This is a genomic window from Psychrobacter communis (assembly GCF_014836505.1).
Lineage (GTDB): Bacteria > Pseudomonadota > Gammaproteobacteria > Pseudomonadales > Moraxellaceae > Psychrobacter > Psychrobacter faecalis.
The window spans coordinates 26,446-42,843 of sequence record NZ_JACSQR010000007.1; the positions used below are offsets into that span (position 1 = coordinate 26,446).

16 protein-coding genes and 1 tRNA gene are annotated in these 16,398 nt (G+C 45.2%); 9 read left to right on the top strand and 8 right to left on the bottom strand.

The window, feature by feature from the left end; all coding sequences use genetic code 11:
- The first annotated feature begins 31 nt into the window (after positions 1-31).
- The 3 genes from H9653_RS04105 (at position 32) to H9653_RS04115 (ending at position 3,715) form a co-directional block, all read left to right on the top strand.
- Positions 32-1,480, top strand: a complete 1,449-nt coding sequence (locus tag H9653_RS04105; protein ID WP_191690662.1) for a UDP-N-acetylmuramoyl-tripeptide--D-alanyl-D-alanine ligase — start codon at positions 32-34, stop codon at positions 1,478-1,480.
- A gap of 3 nt (positions 1,481-1,483) precedes the next feature.
- The gene (mraY, locus tag H9653_RS04110) at positions 1,484-2,602 is read left to right on the top strand and encodes a phospho-N-acetylmuramoyl-pentapeptide-transferase (RefSeq protein ID WP_191690664.1); all 1,119 of its coding nucleotides are present in this window, start codon (positions 1,484-1,486) and stop codon (positions 2,600-2,602) included.
- Positions 2,603-2,770: 168 nt separating this feature from the next.
- Positions 2,771-3,715 carry a putative RNA methyltransferase gene (locus H9653_RS04115; protein ID WP_318242145.1) on the top strand — a complete coding sequence of 315 codons (945 nt, stop codon included), beginning with the start codon at positions 2,771-2,773 and terminating at the stop codon, positions 3,713-3,715.
- A gap of 25 nt (positions 3,716-3,740) precedes the next feature.
- On the opposite strand, the gene cls is transcribed toward H9653_RS04115, so the two are convergent.
- The 3 genes from cls to H9653_RS04125 all read right to left on the bottom strand — a co-directional run bounded on the left by cls (position 3,741) and on the right by H9653_RS04125 (position 6,090).
- The gene (gene cls / locus H9653_RS04120) at positions 3,741-4,952 is read right to left on the bottom strand and encodes a cardiolipin synthase (protein WP_225211601.1); all 1,212 of its coding nucleotides are present in this window, start codon (positions 4,950-4,952) and stop codon (positions 3,741-3,743) included.
- Positions 4,918-5,193 (bottom strand): PLDc N-terminal domain-containing protein, encoded by a 276-nt coding sequence (locus H9653_RS12455; protein ID WP_225211602.1) that lies wholly within the window; start codon positions 5,191-5,193, stop codon positions 4,918-4,920. Before H9653_RS12455 ends, cls begins: the two co-directional genes overlap by 35 nt.
- A 102-nt stretch (positions 5,194-5,295) precedes the next feature.
- Positions 5,296-6,090 carry a YdcF family protein gene (locus H9653_RS04125; protein ID WP_191690666.1) on the bottom strand — a complete coding sequence of 265 codons (795 nt, stop codon included), beginning with the start codon at positions 6,088-6,090 and terminating at the stop codon, positions 5,296-5,298.
- 162 nt (positions 6,091-6,252) lie between these two features.
- Here H9653_RS04125 and arsC point away from each other — a divergent pair, with 162 nt between their 5' ends.
- The 3 genes from arsC (at position 6,253) to H9653_RS04140 (ending at position 8,836) form a co-directional block, all read left to right on the top strand.
- A complete protein-coding gene (gene arsC, locus H9653_RS04130; RefSeq protein WP_191690668.1) occupies positions 6,253-6,660 on the top strand; it encodes an arsenate reductase (glutaredoxin) in 408 nt (135 codons plus the stop codon).
- On the top strand, positions 6,647-7,459 hold the full coding sequence (arsH, locus tag H9653_RS04135; protein ID WP_223808573.1) for an arsenical resistance protein ArsH: 813 nt from the start codon (positions 6,647-6,649) through the stop codon (positions 7,457-7,459). Before arsC ends, arsH begins: the two co-directional genes overlap by 14 nt.
- Before the next feature lie 66 nt (positions 7,460-7,525).
- A complete protein-coding gene (locus H9653_RS04140; RefSeq protein WP_191690670.1) occupies positions 7,526-8,836 on the top strand; it encodes an arsenic transporter in 1,311 nt (436 codons plus the stop codon).
- Positions 8,837-8,899: 63 nt separating this feature from the next.
- On the opposite strand, the gene H9653_RS04145 is transcribed toward H9653_RS04140, so the two are convergent.
- Positions 8,900-8,990: transfer RNA gene (locus tag H9653_RS04145), tRNA-Ser, on the bottom strand.
- Positions 8,991-9,136: 146 nt separating this feature from the next.
- On the opposite strand from H9653_RS04145, the gene H9653_RS04150 reads away from it, so the two are divergent.
- The 3 genes from H9653_RS04150 (at position 9,137) to H9653_RS04160 (ending at position 11,026) form a co-directional block, all read left to right on the top strand.
- On the top strand, positions 9,137-10,030 hold the full coding sequence (locus tag H9653_RS04150; protein ID WP_225211603.1) for a DNA/RNA non-specific endonuclease: 894 nt from the start codon (positions 9,137-9,139) through the stop codon (positions 10,028-10,030).
- Positions 10,031-10,104: 74 nt separating this feature from the next.
- Positions 10,105-10,368 (top strand): hypothetical protein, encoded by a 264-nt coding sequence (locus H9653_RS04155; protein WP_191690674.1) that lies wholly within the window; start codon positions 10,105-10,107, stop codon positions 10,366-10,368.
- A gap of 274 nt (positions 10,369-10,642) precedes the next feature.
- The gene (locus H9653_RS04160; RefSeq protein ID WP_191690676.1) at positions 10,643-11,026 is read left to right on the top strand and encodes a DUF2147 domain-containing protein; all 384 of its coding nucleotides are present in this window, start codon (positions 10,643-10,645) and stop codon (positions 11,024-11,026) included.
- Positions 11,027-11,226: 200 nt separating this feature from the next.
- On the opposite strand, the gene H9653_RS04165 is transcribed toward H9653_RS04160, so the two are convergent.
- From H9653_RS04165 to H9653_RS04180, 4 genes are all read right to left on the bottom strand, one after another.
- The gene (locus H9653_RS04165; protein WP_191690678.1) at positions 11,227-12,489 is read right to left on the bottom strand and encodes an ammonium transporter; all 1,263 of its coding nucleotides are present in this window, start codon (positions 12,487-12,489) and stop codon (positions 11,227-11,229) included.
- Between the two features lie 93 nt (positions 12,490-12,582).
- Positions 12,583-12,921, bottom strand: coding sequence for a P-II family nitrogen regulator (locus H9653_RS04170; RefSeq protein WP_191690680.1), 339 nt, complete (start codon positions 12,919-12,921; stop codon positions 12,583-12,585).
- Between the two features lie 449 nt (positions 12,922-13,370).
- A complete protein-coding gene (locus H9653_RS04175; protein WP_191690682.1) occupies positions 13,371-14,225 on the bottom strand; it encodes a universal stress protein in 855 nt (284 codons plus the stop codon).
- A gap of 149 nt (positions 14,226-14,374) precedes the next feature.
- Complete coding sequence (locus H9653_RS04180) at positions 14,375-15,874, bottom strand: SulP family inorganic anion transporter (RefSeq protein ID WP_191690684.1); 1,500 nt, start codon at positions 15,872-15,874, stop codon at positions 14,375-14,377.
- Positions 15,875-16,398 lie beyond the last annotated feature (524 nt).

Sequence of the window (16,398 nt, forward strand, 5' to 3'; positions counted from 1 at the left end):
ATAAGTAGTCATCATATATAAGGTAATCATTATGACAGCCGACAACGATAACAGCATTCAGTCGCAAGGGCTGTATGTTTGGCAAGTAGAAAATCTGCTTGCGGCAACCAAAACTCTCGCTGGCCATTGGCAATTTGGGGCAGTACCTGTAGAGTCGAACAATGACGCAAACAAACCCATTAGTAGTACGCGTATCGCTACCGATACGCGTACTATAAAAGCGGGTGATATCTTTTTAGCATTAACCGGTGATAATTTTAACGGACATGATTATCTGGATATTGCTATAGAAAAAGGTGCGGTTGCGGCTATCGTTTCACGTCCGATTGCTGCTGATATTGCGCAATTGGTTGTCGATGATACGCGTTTGGCGCTCGGTCAATTGGCGGCTTATCGTCGGCAGCAGCACAAAGATTTGACCGTCATTGCCATTACGGGCTCAAGCGGCAAAACCACCTGTAAAGAGATGCTCGGTAGTATCTTTGGTCGCTTGGCACCAACACTGATTACCCGTGGCAACCTCAATAATGACTTAGGCGTGCCAATGATGCTACTCGAATTATCCGATCATCATCGCTACGCTATTTTGGAGCTGGGCGCAAACCATATCGGTGAGATTGCTTATACTGCTGAGATTGTGCAGCCTGACGTGGCATGTATTCTCAATATTGGTACCGCGCATTTGGGAGAATTTGGCAGCCGCGAAGGCATTTGCCAAACCAAAGCTGAAATTTACCATACCTTACATGATAACCAATTTGCCATAGTTCCTGATAAAGATGATTTTACCAATCAATTGCGCCGTATCGCTGAAAAGCATACCCCAAACGTTATAGGATTTGGCAATACCGATGTCAGTGCCAGTCATTTAGATGTCGAGCCTGAGCGCAGTGAGTTTAAGCTGCATATTGGTAGCCAAGTCCATGATATTAATTTGCCATTAGCGGGCGAGCATAATGTCAATAATGCGTTGGCTGCTGCTGCTTGTGCCCATGCGTTAAATATCGATATTAGCGATATTGTCGTCGGGCTTGAAAACGCCCGTCCTGCAAAAGGGCGTTTGAATAGTCAGCTCCTTGGTATGCATCGATTGATTGATGATACGTATAACGCCAATCCGCATTCGGTGCGCGCAGCTGCTAAAGTGCTGGCGGCGCAAACGGGTACGCAGGTGATGGTACTTGGGGATATTGGCGAGCTAGGAGAGGCGGCGATCAGTGAGCACCAAAGCTTAGGTCGTACCATTGCGACCACTGGCATCAATGTGCTGTTGTGCGTTGGTCAATATGCGCCCTATACGGTGGCGGGCGCGCAAGAGATTTCTGCTATCAATGCCCATGCCTTTGCTGATAAAGACAGTTTATTGGCCTATTTGCAGTCTTATTTACAAGCACAGCAGGCGCAGCCTTGTACGGTGCTGTTTAAAGGCTCACGTTCCATGGAAATGGAAACCCTTATCAATGCGCTAGTCGAGGAGTAGGCGGTGTTAGTTTGGTTGTTTGGCTGGCTTGGTCAGTATTATACGCCGTTTTCTGCGGTTTCTTCGTTGACGCTACGGGCGTTGTTGGCGGTTATTACTGCGCTGGCGTTCAGTATGGTGTTTGGCAGTCGCGTCATCAATCGCCTGCGTGCGCTCAAGTACGGTCAGGCGATTCGCAATGATGGTCCGCAGTCGCATTTGGTCAAAACCGGTACACCAACCATGGGCGGGGTGCTGATTCTAAGCGCAATTGGGGTATCGACGTTACTGTGGGCGCGATTAAACAATCCCTATGTGTGGATTTTGCTCATCGTGATGATTATCTTTGGCGCGGTTGGCTGGGCGGATGATTGGCTTAAAATTAAGTATAAAGATCCCAAAGGTCTGATCGCCCGCAAAAAATACTTTTGGCTGTCGATGGGGGCGTTATTCGTCGGGATTTCTTTATATTATATTGCTACCTTGCAGCCAGATATAGCGACCACGCGTGAGATGCAGGACTTGCTATTACCGATTTTTAAAGATTGGATGATTCCTTTTTCGGCAGTGCCCTTTGGAATTGGCTTTATTATCTTTACCTATTTTGTAATTAATGGTGCCTCAAACGCCGTTAACTTAACTGATGGCTTAGATGGTTTGGCGATTTTGCCGGTGGTCTTGGTGGCGGCAGGTTTAGGCGCCATGGCTTATGTCTCAGGCGACGTACGCTTTGCTGATTATTTACATGTGCCTTATATTGCTTATAACTCAGAAGTGATTATTGTTTGCGGCGCGATGATTGGCGCAGGGTTAGGTTTTTTATGGTTTAACGCTCATCCAGCGCAAGTATTTATGGGTGATGTTGGGGCGCTGGCATTGGGCGCGATGCTCGGTACAATTGCGGTTATGACCCGTCAAGAGATTGCCTTTGCCATTATGGGCGGTTTATTTGTTGCCGAAGCCTTGTCGGTGATGCTACAGGTTGGCTCGTATAAACTGCGTAAAAAACGCGTCTTTCGTATGGCACCACTGCATCATCACTTTGAAGAGATTGGTTGGAAAGAAACCCAAGTGGTGGCACGATTTTGGATTATTGCCATTATCCTTGTGATTCTTGGGTTAATGACCTTAAAACTGCGTTAAGTTGTCAAACAGGTTTAAATCAAAAAATTTTCAAATCAAAAGCCATCTTAAAAGTTAAGATGGCTTTTTTAGGTCTTATGCGAACTTCTTTTTGTTGCGGCATTTATCCCTTACTTAGCCGGAACTTTGTTAAAATGGCAGCCATATTGCGCTAACGTTGAGATACTTGTGAGCTTATTTATTTGTCCCCTTTGCCAATCACCCCTGCAGCCCGCTGACCATACGTGGCGCTGTGATGGTAGCTTAAATCCTAAGCAAACCACTCATCCATTTGATGTGGCGCGTCAGGGTTATATCAACCTATTACCGGTGCAACAAAAAAAATCCAAAGCACCGGGCGACAGTCAGCAATCCATTGAGGCGCGTAAACGGTTTTTAAATGCCGGGCATTATCAGCCACTAAATGACTTAATTTGCCAAAAGATGACAGCGTTATTGATGGCAAAAAAAGCCAGTCTTAAGCAAAAAAATAAACCCATTAATTGGCTGGATATTGGCTGCGGAGAGGGCTATTACACGCAGGCAATGGCGCAAACAGGTATGGATATGCTTATCGCTGCCGATATCAGTAAACCTGCTGTTGTAGAGCTGGCGAGAACCAGTAAGGCTTTAGGTCGTCTTTGGTATCAAGGGGCTGAGGAGGCTAAGGAAGATGGGACTTATGCAGCAGCTATTTACCCGCTGGTAACTAGCGCGGCGCATTTGCCGCTACGCGCGCATAGTATCGATGGTATTAGCAGTATCTTTAGTCCCATTTTGCCAGAAGCATTTAATGAAGTGTTAAGCGACGAGGGCTATTTGATCATTGCCAAGCCCGATATCGGGCATTTGGCAACGATGCGTGAGGCGTTATTTGATGACGTCCGTGAGCATGATTCTGATAAGTTTTTGGACGAATTAGCGCCTTATTTTCAGTTGTTAGAGACCCATCATGTCAGTAGTAAGCTCAGTTTAGCGGCAGAGGCATTGGCAGATTTAATGACCATGACCCCTTATGCCTATCGGGCCCGTAGCGAAAAAAGGCAGCGGCTACTAGCAGAGGGGGCAGTACAACCTTTTGCAACAGAAGCTAAGTTTGTTGTCTATGTTTTACAAAAAAAGCCCGCTCATTAATGGGCTTAATTTGCTAAAGGTCAACTTATAAAACGGGTCCCATAGTGGCAACGATATTATTCCAAATCCGATAAGACAGCGGCCAGTCGTTAACCTCTTCAAGCGTCACTTCATCAGAATCAGCGATATACTGATATTGGCGCTCCATAATATCGGCGGTCAGTTTGTTATCACTAAAGACGATATTGTTTTCATAATTCAAATGAAAACTGCGCAAATCCAAATTGGTTGAACCAATCAAGCTGATTTCACCATCGACAGTCAGAGTTTTGGCTTGTAGCAGCCCAGGTTTATACTCATAGATTTTCACCCCTGCTTCAAGTAATTGCCAATAGTAGCTATGACTGGTCGCGGCGACGATAAAGGAGTCGTTTTTCTTCGGGAAAACCATCGTCACCTCAACCCCGCGATAGGCGGTCGCACATAGAATGCTCACCAGTGAATAATCGGGTACGAAATAAGGCGTAGAAATCATTAGCGTGTGTTGAGCTTGGCTAATCAAAGCGCCCAAAAACTGCGGCGTGGTGCCATGGCGCTGGGTAGGACCATCACAGAAAACTTGCGCAGCAAAATCATTGGTCGGCAGATTTGGCTGCAAATCCGTCGCATACGGAAAGTTATCGAGCGGCGTATTAGGGTTTTCATTTAGCCAATCACTGGCAAATAGCATCTGATTTTGCGCAACGATGGGCCCTTCGATACGCAGCATAATATCAACCCAGGGAGCGTATTTTGGCTTTACGCGAAACTCAGGGTCGGCGCAGTTACGGCTACCAAAATAGCCAACCTTACCGTCAATCACGGTAATTTTGCGGTGATTGCGCAAGTCAATACGGCTAAAGAGCATAACCTTTATGATATTGGTTAACGGTAGCGCCACACTGAGCTGCACACCCGCGTCCTTCATCTCTTGCCATAACTTTGAGCCGACCATCTTGCGCGAGCCCATGCCATCGACCATCGCTCGGCAGGTGACGCCGCGCTTTGCTGCCCGAATTAGGGCTTCTGCGGTAGCCGTACCCATGCCATCGACCAGCCAAATATAATACAGCACATGGATATGGTCTGTTGCCGCATCAAAGTCGTCAATCATACGTGTGCGCGTCTCATTGGCATCTGCCATTAGCTCAGCGCGATTGCCAACTGTCGTCTGAAAGCCGGTGGCTTTTGCTGAATAAGCAAAGGCTGCGCGGTACTCAGGCTTAACGGCAATGTAATAACGCCATATCGCTACCAAGTACCTCTGGGCGATGACGATGCAATTTATCGATGATTTTCTGACGTTCGCGTGTGAAGTTGCGCCCTAAATGCACCTCACCAAACATCCAATAAACCAAGACGCCAAAATAAGGTAAGAGAAATAAAATCACCAACCAAGCCAAACGCGCCGGCGCCGTTAAGTCATGGCGCGCAAGGACGCGCAACGATATTAGCACCAGCAGTATAAAGTGAATGGTTAATAAAATATCGACGAGCATAGCGGAATCCGTTGTTATTATATTTATGAAGGTTATGGTTGCTCTTGGTTATATTTCAGGACTAAATTATTGGCCGAGTTGCCTTATTGATGGCTTTTATCATTAATATTCACCAAACAGCCAACCACTGACAAAGGCAAAATACTCACGAAACCACGCATTGTAGCGAATCGATAGCGGCGTCGGGCTGGCGAGCAAAATAGGTCGCTGATAGCCTTGATGCTTGGCAATGGCAGCCGCGCGAATGGTATGAAAATCACTGGTCACAATGGCAATAGGCGCCGTGATAGGCACTTCTTTTGCTGCCAAAATTACTTGGCTGTAAATTAAGTTTTCGGCAGTACTGGTGCTTTTACCTTCTTGCAAAATGTGCTCAAGAGCAATGCCATGCTTCTCATGTAAATAGCGCGCCATAATACTGGCTTCGCTATACGTCTGCCCCATACCAATGCCGCCACTGGTCAGCGCCAATGCCTCGGGTTGTGCTTTAATCAGCGGGGCCGCCGTATCTAAACGCTGAGCAAGCGTCGGTGTTGGCTTGCCTGCGATAGTACCTGAACCTAATACAATAATCGCCGCGACCTCAGGCACAGGCTGTGCGCTGCGCTTAATCTGCTGCTGCAACGAGAAAATAAATAAGCCAAAACTTATCAGCCAAATAAAAAACAGCAGCCATAGCGTGTACCAAAGACGATTGCGAAATGGGTTTTGCCTAGTAAATTTGCGGATGGCATGCCAAAATATCCCATGGGCGACAAATGCGCTGCCCAATAAAAACGGTACCACGGTGCCAAAGTTGATTTTGCCAACCGTCATTAACACGGCACAATCAACCATGATAACGGTACCGATAACGACCAATCCAACTCGCGCTATAATGAGTAATTCTTTTGCCATAGTTTTAAATTTATTATGTTTAGGTAAAGCTGCTGTAGTTTAGGGTTTATTCAATCAAGTGCTTATTTGTCTATTTAATTATACGTTGTTTTAATTGCATGGCGGTTTGGTCATATCAAAACATACCAAATCCAATCCCTTTAACGTAAAAAGGAGAACCTTATGACGCCAATAATTTTTCATAATCCAAAATGCGGCACTTCTCGTAATACCCTTGCCATTATGCAGGCCTCAGGTGAGACGCCAGATGTGGTGGAATATCTAAAAACACCGCCATCTCGTGAGTACTTGGTTGAGTTGTTGGCATTGATGCAGAATACTCCGCGCGAGCTTTTACGCAGTAAAGAGAGTATTTATACCGAGCTTGGTTTAGACAATCCAGCATTGACGGATGCGCAACTGATTGATGCCATGATAGCGCACCCTATTTTAATCAATCGTCCTATTGTTGTTACCGATAAAGGCGCGGTGCTGTGCCGACCGGCAGAGCGAGTGTTTGAATTACTGGAAAATCCGGTCAGTAGTTTCACAAAAGAGAATGGGGAAGTGGTGAAGCATGTTACAGAATAAAAAGACAGAAGTCTTAATAGTAGACGGTCTTAGTAATAAAAGTACTAGTAATATTGACGCTACTGATTTGCCCGCTGCTGATTCACTTAATAACGATTTACCCAATGTTGATTTTGATCAAATACAAGCCATTGATATTGAGTCTTTGGTCGGTAAAGATGACCCACGCCATGCGCCAAGAATATTGGTGTTATATGGCTCTCTGCGAGCGCGCTCATTTTCTAGATTGGCCGCTGAAGAAGCAAGCCGTCTATTGCGTTGGTACGGCTGCGAGGTGCGCATGTTTAATCCATCAGGTTTGCCACTGCCAGATGACGCAGATAGCGACCACCCAAAGGTGCAAGAGTTACGCGAGCTGGCACAGTGGTCAGAGGGCATGCTGTGGGTCAGTCCCGAGCGCCATGGCAGCATTACCAGTATTATGAAAGCGCAAATTGACTGGATTCCATTGGCGCTCGGCGGCGTACGTCCGACCCAAGGTAAAACTCTCGCTATCATGCAAGTCAGTGGCGGCAGCCAAAGTTTTAATACCGTCAATCAATTACGTATTCTTGGGCGCTGGATGCGCATGATTACCATCCCCAATCAATCTTCTATCCCTAAAGCATTTTTGGAATTTGACGATAATGACCGCATGAAAATGTCCCCACTTTATCTGCGTGTGGTTGACGTTTGCGAAGAATTGGTCAAATTTACCTGGCTTACCCGAGGTCGTTCGGTGTATCTGACCGATCGCTATTCAGAACGGGTTGAAAGCGCTGCGGAAGTCTCACAACGCGTCAATCAAAAATCGCTCTAACGTTGTTATTTTATTATTGCCTTTATTAATATTTCATTGCTTCAATTGGCTCATTAAGGTTACTTCATGCTCGCATTCGCTATTTTTATCGTAACTTTGGTCTTGGTCATCTGGCAGCCGAAAGGGCTTGGCATTGGTTGGAGTGCGATGGGCGGCGCTTTGGTTGCCTTAGTATTTGGTGTGGTGCACTGGTCTGACGTTGGTATCGTTTGGGATATCGTTTGGGACGCCACTTTTACTTTTGTGGCATTGATTATCATCTCCCTTATTTTAGATGAAGCGGGATTTTTTGGCTGGGCGGCATTACACGTCGCTCGGCTGGGCAATGGGCGGGGGCGTTTGCTATTTCCGATGATTGTGCTGCTAGGAGCGTTTATCTCCGCCTTCTTTGCCAATGATGGGGCGGCCTTACTGCTGACGCCAATTGTGATTGCTATTCTACTGCGCCTTGATTTCCCCCCCAAATCTGCTTTAGCTTTTATTATTGCCACTGGTTTTATTGCTGATACCGCAAGCTTGCCATTAGTGACTTCTAATTTGGTTAATATCGTCAGTGCCAATTATTTTGATATTGGTTTTGGTCGCTATGCGGCGGTGATGGTACCGGTAAATATCGTCTCTGTTCTAGCGACGCTATCGGTATTGTGGCTTGCTTATGCGCGGTACATTCCGAGGCACTACTCAACGGCAAATCTTAGCGCACCTCAATCGGCTATCAAAGATCCTCTGGTATTTCGGGCGGCTTTTCCACTATTAGCATCATTATTAGTGGCGTATTTCGCGACTGAATCGCTCGGGCTGGTTATCTCTGTAGTAACAGGTGCAGCGGCGCTTCTCCTAATAGCCATAGCTGGACGCTGGTGGCAAGGCGGGCGTGATGCTAAGTTTTCTATCGTCAATATTCTTAAAAAAGCACCGTGGCAAATTGTATTGTTTTCAATCGGTATGTATTTGGTGGTTTATGGTTTGGGCAATGCAGGGCTTACCGCCTATGGCGCACGAATACTTAATTGGCTAGGTCAACAAGGCGCGCTCGTTGCGACGGTCGGCACAGGGTTCTTGTCCGCCATCGTAGCGTCTGTGATGAATAATATGCCGTCGACGCTGATAGGCGCGCTGGCAATTGATAGTGCCCAAGTGCCCGCTGCTACTCGAGAGCTGATGATTTATGCCAATGTCATCGGCAATGATTTGGGCCCAAAGTTCACGCCTATTGGTAGTTTGGCGACGCTATTGTGGTTACACGTATTGGCAGAAAAGGATTATAAAATCAGCTGGGGACAATATATGAAGGTTGGTCTGCTGATAACGCCGCCCGTATTATTAGCCACGCTATTGGCGTTGGTATTTTGGCTGCCTAAATTGCCGAGTGTTTAGGGAGTTTGTGAAAGAGTAGAAAAAAATAGGAAAACTGCAGTCTTTGATTAAGCAATATAGGATTGGCGGTGAAGGAGGGATTCGAACCCTCGATACGCTATGAACGTATACACACTTTCCAGGCGTGCGGTTTCAGCCACTCACCCACTTCACCGTTTTTTGCAAGACCAAGATTTTTGGCTGCCTAAGTATAGCGGATAGCATTTAAAATGTCACGGCCTGCGCAGCATCTTTCTTTATTACTAACGGCCTGCTAGGATAGCGCATACGTAATGGCAGGCATAGATGGTTGGAAGTGGCATGATAAGTTTTTTTAAAGATAAAGCACGGGTCAAAAATAACACCATAATGACCGTATTCACGGTCTTAATAGGAATATCGGCTGCACAAGCGGATGACCTTAGCCAGTGTAGCCAATCGTTTTATGGTGGCGTCTATCCTGAATTTACCAATCCTAAGCTCAGTAATAATACCCAAGCGCTATGCATGGACGGTTTTGCCGTTATGTACTCAGGCGTATCACGTACCCCGCTGTGGTCAGCAGAATATCTCGACCGTAAGCGCTTGCAGCAAGCCAAACAGATTGATCGTGAAGACAGCTTTCATGAAGAAAGCCGCCTGCCAAAATCCATGCGCGCCAAACTGTCCGATTACTCAGGCTCAGGTTATGATCGCGGGCATTTAGCGCCCAATGGTAATATGGCCAATCGCAGTCAGCAATACGATAGCTTTAGCCTTGCCAACATCGCGCCGCAATCGCCGCGCAATAACCGCTATATTTGGCGTAATATCGAGTCAGCCACGCGCTATTTGACCCAGCAATACGGTGAAGTTTATACCATTACTGGGGTGGCGTTTACGAATAAAAAGACCAAACAACTGGCGGATCGTGTGCTGGTGCCCAGTCATTTTTTTAAAGCGGTCTATATTCCAGCGAGCAACCAAGCAGGCGTGTATTATGCGCCCAATGATGAATCAGAGCGTATAGAAGTGATTAGTCTGGATCAATTAACCGCCAAGATTGGCATCGACGTGTTGCCCGTATTAGATGCTCAAACCAAAGCACGCGCGTTTGATCTGCCGTTAAAAGCAGGTGACAGCTCAGATTTACCCGAAGACTCACCACAAGAGCCTACTTGGATGTTATTTGTGCTGGCTATTATCGATTGGCTCATGGCACAATTAAAAGCATAAGGCGTCTAAATATCACCATATTCTCACAGTATTGCAAAATCACGTAAATTGCTGTTAAGGTAGAGGAAGCTCAAATGATTGAACCATTTATGAATAATCATGAAAGTATGCAAATTGGCGAGCTGGTCATTGAAAACCAAGAAGATAAAATAATTATTTATGGAGACATTAATCTGGTATTTGATGAAGCTGGATATGAGCAAGCACAGCAGTTACACGAGCTTACCAGTAAAATTATGCTGGCATTTAAAAACCGAAACCAATATAGCAATAGTAAGGATAAGTCAAAAGAAAAAGATGACCAATCGGGCAAAATTATAGACAATCCGTTCCTGTAACTGTTTGATATGCTTTTGATTTTAGAGAAATAATAAACTACAAAAAAATTACTAGGCAAAATCTTAAAATTGCTTATAATGGGTCAAGACATCGCTTATGTCGATCAAAACTTTTATGGAAAGCTACTCATTAATTGAGTATTAATGTCGGTGACTAACTTGAAATTAGAATAGAACCGCAGTGCTTGCATTAAAAGATTGTTGATAAAAGGATAAGCGTGGGACATCAGAAACACACCGTTTCTAGTAATCATTGAATGAAGGGAGTCAATTTATGAAATTATTTGCAAAAACCACTTTAGCAGTTGCTGGTATCAGTATGGCAAGCATGGCATTTGCTGCTGACCCATTACATAACACCACTTGGCAGACTTATGATGAAGGTAAGCCAAAAGGTTTGGTTAAAATCACTGAATCAAATGGTGTATTGACGGGTAAGCTTATCGATACCAACTCAGCCAAAGGTAAAAAGCATATTGGTACGACTATCATTAAAGGTTTAAAAGCTGACGGCGGTGGCAAATATAGCGGCGGTACAATTACTGACCCTGAAAAAGGCAAAGATTATCGTATGACGGCTAACCTAAGTGGCAACAGCTTAAAACTAAAAGGTTATATCGGCCCGTTCTCACGCAGTCAAACGTGGAAAAAGAAATAAGCCAATATAATCTTACTCTATAAAGTTCAGCTATTAGACTGGGCATTATAAAAAGACAAACTGTTAAAGACTATAGTGTTAAAGAATAAACAATCCCGCAAGACCGAAAGGTTTTGCGGGATTTTTAATGGGATAGATTTCTAATAAAAGGGTTTTATCGATGATTAGCAAATCAACAATAAAACCCTCTTAAATACTTTTTACCTTATAAACTCTGGATAGGCTTCCATACCACATTCTGCAATATCTGCGCCCTGATATTCCTCTTCTTCAGAGATACGCAGACCCATTACGACTTTAATAATGCTCCAAACAAGCAAGCTACTGATAAACACCCAAGTAAAGATGGTTGCAGCACCAGCAATTTGACCGAGCAATGTAGCGGCTGGATTGGTCAGAGGGACAATTAGTAGACCGAATAAGCCTGCCACGCCATGCACCGAAATAGCACCAACTGGATCATCAATTTTTATTTTATCTAATATTAAGATGGATAGTACAACGATGACGCCTGCCACCATTCCAAATAGGGTTGCCTGAAGCGCCGATGGCGTAGAGGGTTCGGCAGTGATAGCGACAAGACCGGCTAATGCACCATTTAAGAGCATGGTCAAATCTGCCTTACCAAAGATAACGCGCGCGATAATAAGGGCGCCGATGGCACCACCCGCAGCAGCGGCATTGGTATTTAAAAACACTACCGCAACTGCATTGGCGCTGGCAATATCGCCAAGCTTGAGTACTGAGCCGCCGTTAAAACCAAACCAGCCCATCCATAAGATAAGAGTACCAAGTGCGGCCAAGGGTAAATTGGCACCAGGGATAGCACGTATCTCACCATTGGGACCGTATTTACCTCTACGCGCCCCTAACAGTAATACGCCTGATAGCGCAGCAGCAGCTCCTGCCATATGGACGATACCTGAGCCCGCAAAATCAGAAAATCCCAAATCGCCAAGGCTAAATAGGCCAAACACGGCTTTACCGCCCCACGTCCAGCTGCCTTCTAATGGGTAAATAACTCCGGTCATAACAACGGCAAACAGCAAAAAAGACCATAACTTCATGCGTTCAGCTACGGCACCTGAAACGATTGACATACAGGTGGCGACAAAAACCACTTGGAAGAAGAAATCAGAGGCGGCCGAATATACGGCATCGCCAGCAAAGCCATTTTCAGCTGAGGTCGCTAATGCATCTGCTACTAAAGTTTCAGTGCCAGCAATACCACTCAAAAACAGATTGCCATCATACATAATGGCATAACCGCATATCATATACATGGTACAGGCGGTGGCAAAGAGGGCGATATTTTTGGTGAGGATTTCGACGGTGTTTTTTGAGCGTACCAGTCCAGCTTCTAACATGGTGAAGCCGGCGGCCATCCACATGACTAGCGCGCCACAGATTAAAAAATAAAATGTATCTAGCGCGTACTGGAGCTCAAAGATTTGGTTTTGCATATTAATTCCCCCTTGAATAGATGCAATACAGTGATCGAGATAACCTATAAATCTGTGTTTATAAGTGGTCTAGCGCTTAATTATTCTTAACTACTAAATAGCGTCAGGACCTGTCTCACCCGTACGAATACGAATGACTTGTTCAAGATTGGTCACAAAGATCTTGCCGTCACCGATTTTGCCGGTACTGGCAATGCGCGTAATGGCTTCGATAGCAGGCTCGACCATCTCATCCGTCACTGCTACCTCAACTTTCACCTTAGGTAAAAAGTCCACCACGTATTCAGCGCCGCGATAGAGCTCGGTATGACCTTTTTGACGACCAAAACCCTTGACCTCGGTGACGGTGACACCCTTTACACCGATGTCAGAAAGCGCTTCGCGCACATCATCGAGCTTAAATGGTTTTAAGATCGCAGTGATTAGCTTCATAAAAAAATCCTTATATAGATGATGTCGCAGGTTAATAGAGACCGTTTGCTGGTTCGTATTATTGTCAGGCTCATGGTAAATAGTTCAAGAATTGTGCCAAACCTACTCAAGGGGGTTGGTAGGGTTGCGCGCATTTGCTTAAAAATAACCATGATAATGACAAAAACTCTTGCCTATATCGCAACAATAACTATGCTTTTAGGGATATAAGTTGGAGTTATCAACCTTTAACGTTGGGAGAATAAACACTTTATTATAACCAACTTTTTAAGCCCTTGGGGAGGCTATCGCTTTATTTCATGTGACGATTTGATAAGAGGTTTGATAAGAAAAATGGGAAGAGATAGGAGAAAAGTAAGCGCGTAAGCATTGTAAAAACGTCGATTATTAAAAACGCCATTATGAATAATAGCGTTTAAAATCAAAAGTTTATACATAAAAAGAAGGTTTTAAGCTTTGGGGAAGAGTAAATACGGGGTTTTGGTACTGCCAAGTAGTTTTTTGGTTTCACTACCTTTTAGCAGCTCAAGCAGACGCGGTTGCCCAAAGGCGCCGGTCATCAGCAGCCCAATATCATTTTTGCTTTGATAGTAATTTAAGGCAGCGGTCACATCACGGCAGTCGAGCAAGGCTTTTTTACACTTGATACCCGCTTGTTTAAGGCGCGCATAGGCTTCCCGCAGTGCATCGCAGTTTTCTGAGTTTTCTTTAGCAACCATGACAATATGTACGGTCAACGCACGAATAAGCGGCGTTTTACACAGCCAATTGAGCAGCTTATGCGAAGTTGGACTGTTATCAAAAGCAAATAACGCCGTCGTTGGGGGCAAAAATGGTGCATGCGTCACCAAAATGGGGCAGTGGCTCAAACGTATCAGCTGACTCAAGGTTGATTTGCAAGTCACATGATGACCGATGACCATTAATTGTGCTTTGTCATCGACGTAATCAATACTGTCACTCAGACTTTCATGCCGATGTAAGGTATAAGTTTTAAGCTTGTGACTTTGTTGCTCACAATAAGTGCTGGCCTGATGCAGCAGCAGTTTACCTTGGGCTTTTAGCTCGCTATTGCTCAAATGCTCTTGTGCGGTGAATTGGTCTAGCAAGACATTTTCATCGTCAATATTGAGACAACCAGAATAATCAACGGCAGCTTTTTGTTGCAAACTTGGTACAGAATGCAGTAGACCAATGGGTGCCTGCAGACGAATAGAGGCCCACATACTGGCGTCTAATACCGCTTGCACATGATTGGGGCAGTCCAAGCAAGCAATCACACTATCTGGCTTCAAATTACTCATAAGGGCACCACATATCTCAATAATAAAAACACAGGCTCGCGGCTTAAAGGAGTGCCTTTAAGCCGCGAGCCTGATTTTATATACCAATATAATTGCTGAACAATAAAAACACTATTGCGCTCAGCTTGATAACAGCAATACCGTTTTGTTTAATCTAACAGTCCAATATCTCGGCGATCGTGAATCGAAAAGCGATCGATAAGGGTACGGCTGGCGCTGTTGAGTCCAACCACTTTGACATCAATACCTTCGCGCTGCAAACGCATGACCAGTTTGTCCAAGGTATCGACGGCACTCACGTCCCAAAAGTGGGCGTGGCTAACATCGATTTGTACGCTGTCCAACGCTTCTTTGGTATCAAAGCTTTGCAGAAACTGTGTCGTTGACGCAAAGAAAACCTGTCCTTGCACATAGTAATAACGAGTGTTGCTACTGTCGTCATACTCACTAAAGACCGTTAAGAATTGCCCGATCTTATTGGCAAACGCCAACGCTGAGAGCAGCACGCCGACGCCGACGCCGTACGCGAGGTTATGGGTAAACACAGTGGTTATCACGGTCGCCAGCATCACGATATTAAAGGACAGCGGGTGGGTTTTAAACTCTCGAATAGATTGCCAATTAAAGGTACCGATAGAAACCATAATCATCACCGCTACCAATGCCGCCATCGGAATTTGGCTGACCCACTCACTTAAAAATACCACCAGGATGAGTAGCACCACGCCAGCAATAAGTGTTGATAAACGCGTACGGCCGCCAGATTTGACGTTAATCATTGATTGCCCAATCATCGCGCAGCCTGCCATACCGCCAAAGAAGCCTGACACGACGTTGGCCATGCCTTGACCACGGCACTCACGGTTTTTATCACTTGGCGTATCAGTCAATTCATCGACGATGGTCGCGGTCATCATAGATTCTAATAAACCTACGATGGCAAGCGCGATAGAATAAGGCGCGATAATGATTAGGGTCTCAAAGTTAAGCGGAATGTCAGGCAATAAAAACACCGGTAAAGAATCGGGCAAATCGCCCATACTACCGACGTTACGAATATCAAGATTCATATACATGGCAACCGCAGTCAAACCAACGATACAAATCAGAGGTGAGGGAATCACGCGTCCGATTTTAGGAAGCAGCGGAAATAAGTAAATAATCGCAAGGCCTGCCGCCGTCATGATATAAACCGTCATGCCGACGCGCTCAGTCATCGGGTTCAGCTCAGGCAGCTGGGCGGCAAAGATTAAAATCGCCAGCGCATTGACAAAACCGATGACCACCGAGCGCGACACAAAGCGCATCAAGTTACCAAGTTTTAAAATACCCATGATGATTTGAATGACGCCGCAAAGTAGCGTAGCGGCAAGCAAGTACTGCAGCCCGTGCTCGGCGACCAAATCAACCATCACCAGTGCCATTGCGCCAGTCGCCGCCGAAATCATACCCGGACGTCCACCGACAAAACTAATGACCACGGCGATGCAAAATGAAGCATATAAACCGACTTTTGGGTCGACACCAGCGATAATAGAAAAGGCAATCGCTTCTGGAATCAAGGCTAGTGCGACCACTAAACCTGATAACGTATCACCGCGAATATTGGAAAACCACTCTTCACGCAAACTGCCAAAAAAAGATGTCATAAGTAAACTGTATAGGGTTAGAGGCAAAAAAAACAACCATTTATGATCGAGCAATAAAGCGTCACCCTAAAATGATTGTATCGAAACTAAGGGTTATCGACCTTTATAGCGGTATCGCACAAACCGTTACCCTTAATCATTAGGATAACAGCTCTTAAAAACATGAATAAGTGTTTGCCGTGAAATACGGCGGAAGAAGATACGTCTCTTGTCAGAAAAAACGCCAAAATATGGGGCAGCGGTTGCCTGTCATATCCACCTCAGCATAAAAAACATAACTGCAGGACGATGACAATGGCGCGATAAAGGTGACAACATGCTAAACTAAAATACTAAATTAAAGATTTGGTTAAAGAGCGTTTACTATCGTAGCGGTTCTTATTAAGGCGGCTATTATAGCATTAGCGGCGCAATATAAAAACAGGTGCATAATAACACAAAGCCTCAAAAAACCAGTACCGAAATTGCGGCAATGGCTTTATGATGCTCATCATCCACAGCAGCTTACTCATACTGGTTCAAGC

Bases quoted from the DNA above. Each gene is read 5' to 3' on its own strand.
- H9653_RS04105 (WP_191690662.1), top strand. From the start codon at position 32: ATGACAGCCGACAACGATAACAGCATTCAGTCGCAAGGGCTGTATGTT.
- H9653_RS12455 (WP_225211602.1), bottom strand. From the start codon at position 5,193: ATGCTCGTCGATATTTTATTAACCATTCACTTTATACTGCTGGTGCTA.
- H9653_RS04125 (WP_191690666.1), bottom strand. From the start codon at position 6,090: ATGGCAAAAGAATTACTCATTATAGCGCGAGTTGGATTGGTCGTTATC.
- arsC (WP_191690668.1), top strand. From the start codon at position 6,253: ATGACGCCAATAATTTTTCATAATCCAAAATGCGGCACTTCTCGTAAT.
- arsH (WP_223808573.1), top strand. From the start codon at position 6,647: ATGTTACAGAATAAAAAGACAGAAGTCTTAATAGTAGACGGTCTTAGT.
- H9653_RS04140 (WP_191690670.1), top strand. From the start codon at position 7,526: ATGCTCGCATTCGCTATTTTTATCGTAACTTTGGTCTTGGTCATCTGG.
- H9653_RS04150 (WP_225211603.1), top strand. From the start codon at position 9,137: ATGATAAGTTTTTTTAAAGATAAAGCACGGGTCAAAAATAACACCATA.
- H9653_RS04155 (WP_191690674.1), top strand. From the start codon at position 10,105: ATGATTGAACCATTTATGAATAATCATGAAAGTATGCAAATTGGCGAG.
- H9653_RS04160 (WP_191690676.1), top strand. From the start codon at position 10,643: ATGAAATTATTTGCAAAAACCACTTTAGCAGTTGCTGGTATCAGTATG.
- H9653_RS04165 (WP_191690678.1), bottom strand. From the start codon at position 12,489: ATGCAAAACCAAATCTTTGAGCTCCAGTACGCGCTAGATACATTTTAT.
- H9653_RS04170 (WP_191690680.1), bottom strand. From the start codon at position 12,921: ATGAAGCTAATCACTGCGATCTTAAAACCATTTAAGCTCGATGATGTG.
- H9653_RS04175 (WP_191690682.1), bottom strand. From the start codon at position 14,225: ATGAGTAATTTGAAGCCAGATAGTGTGATTGCTTGCTTGGACTGCCCC.
- H9653_RS04180 (WP_191690684.1), bottom strand. From the start codon at position 15,874: ATGACATCTTTTTTTGGCAGTTTGCGTGAAGAGTGGTTTTCCAATATT.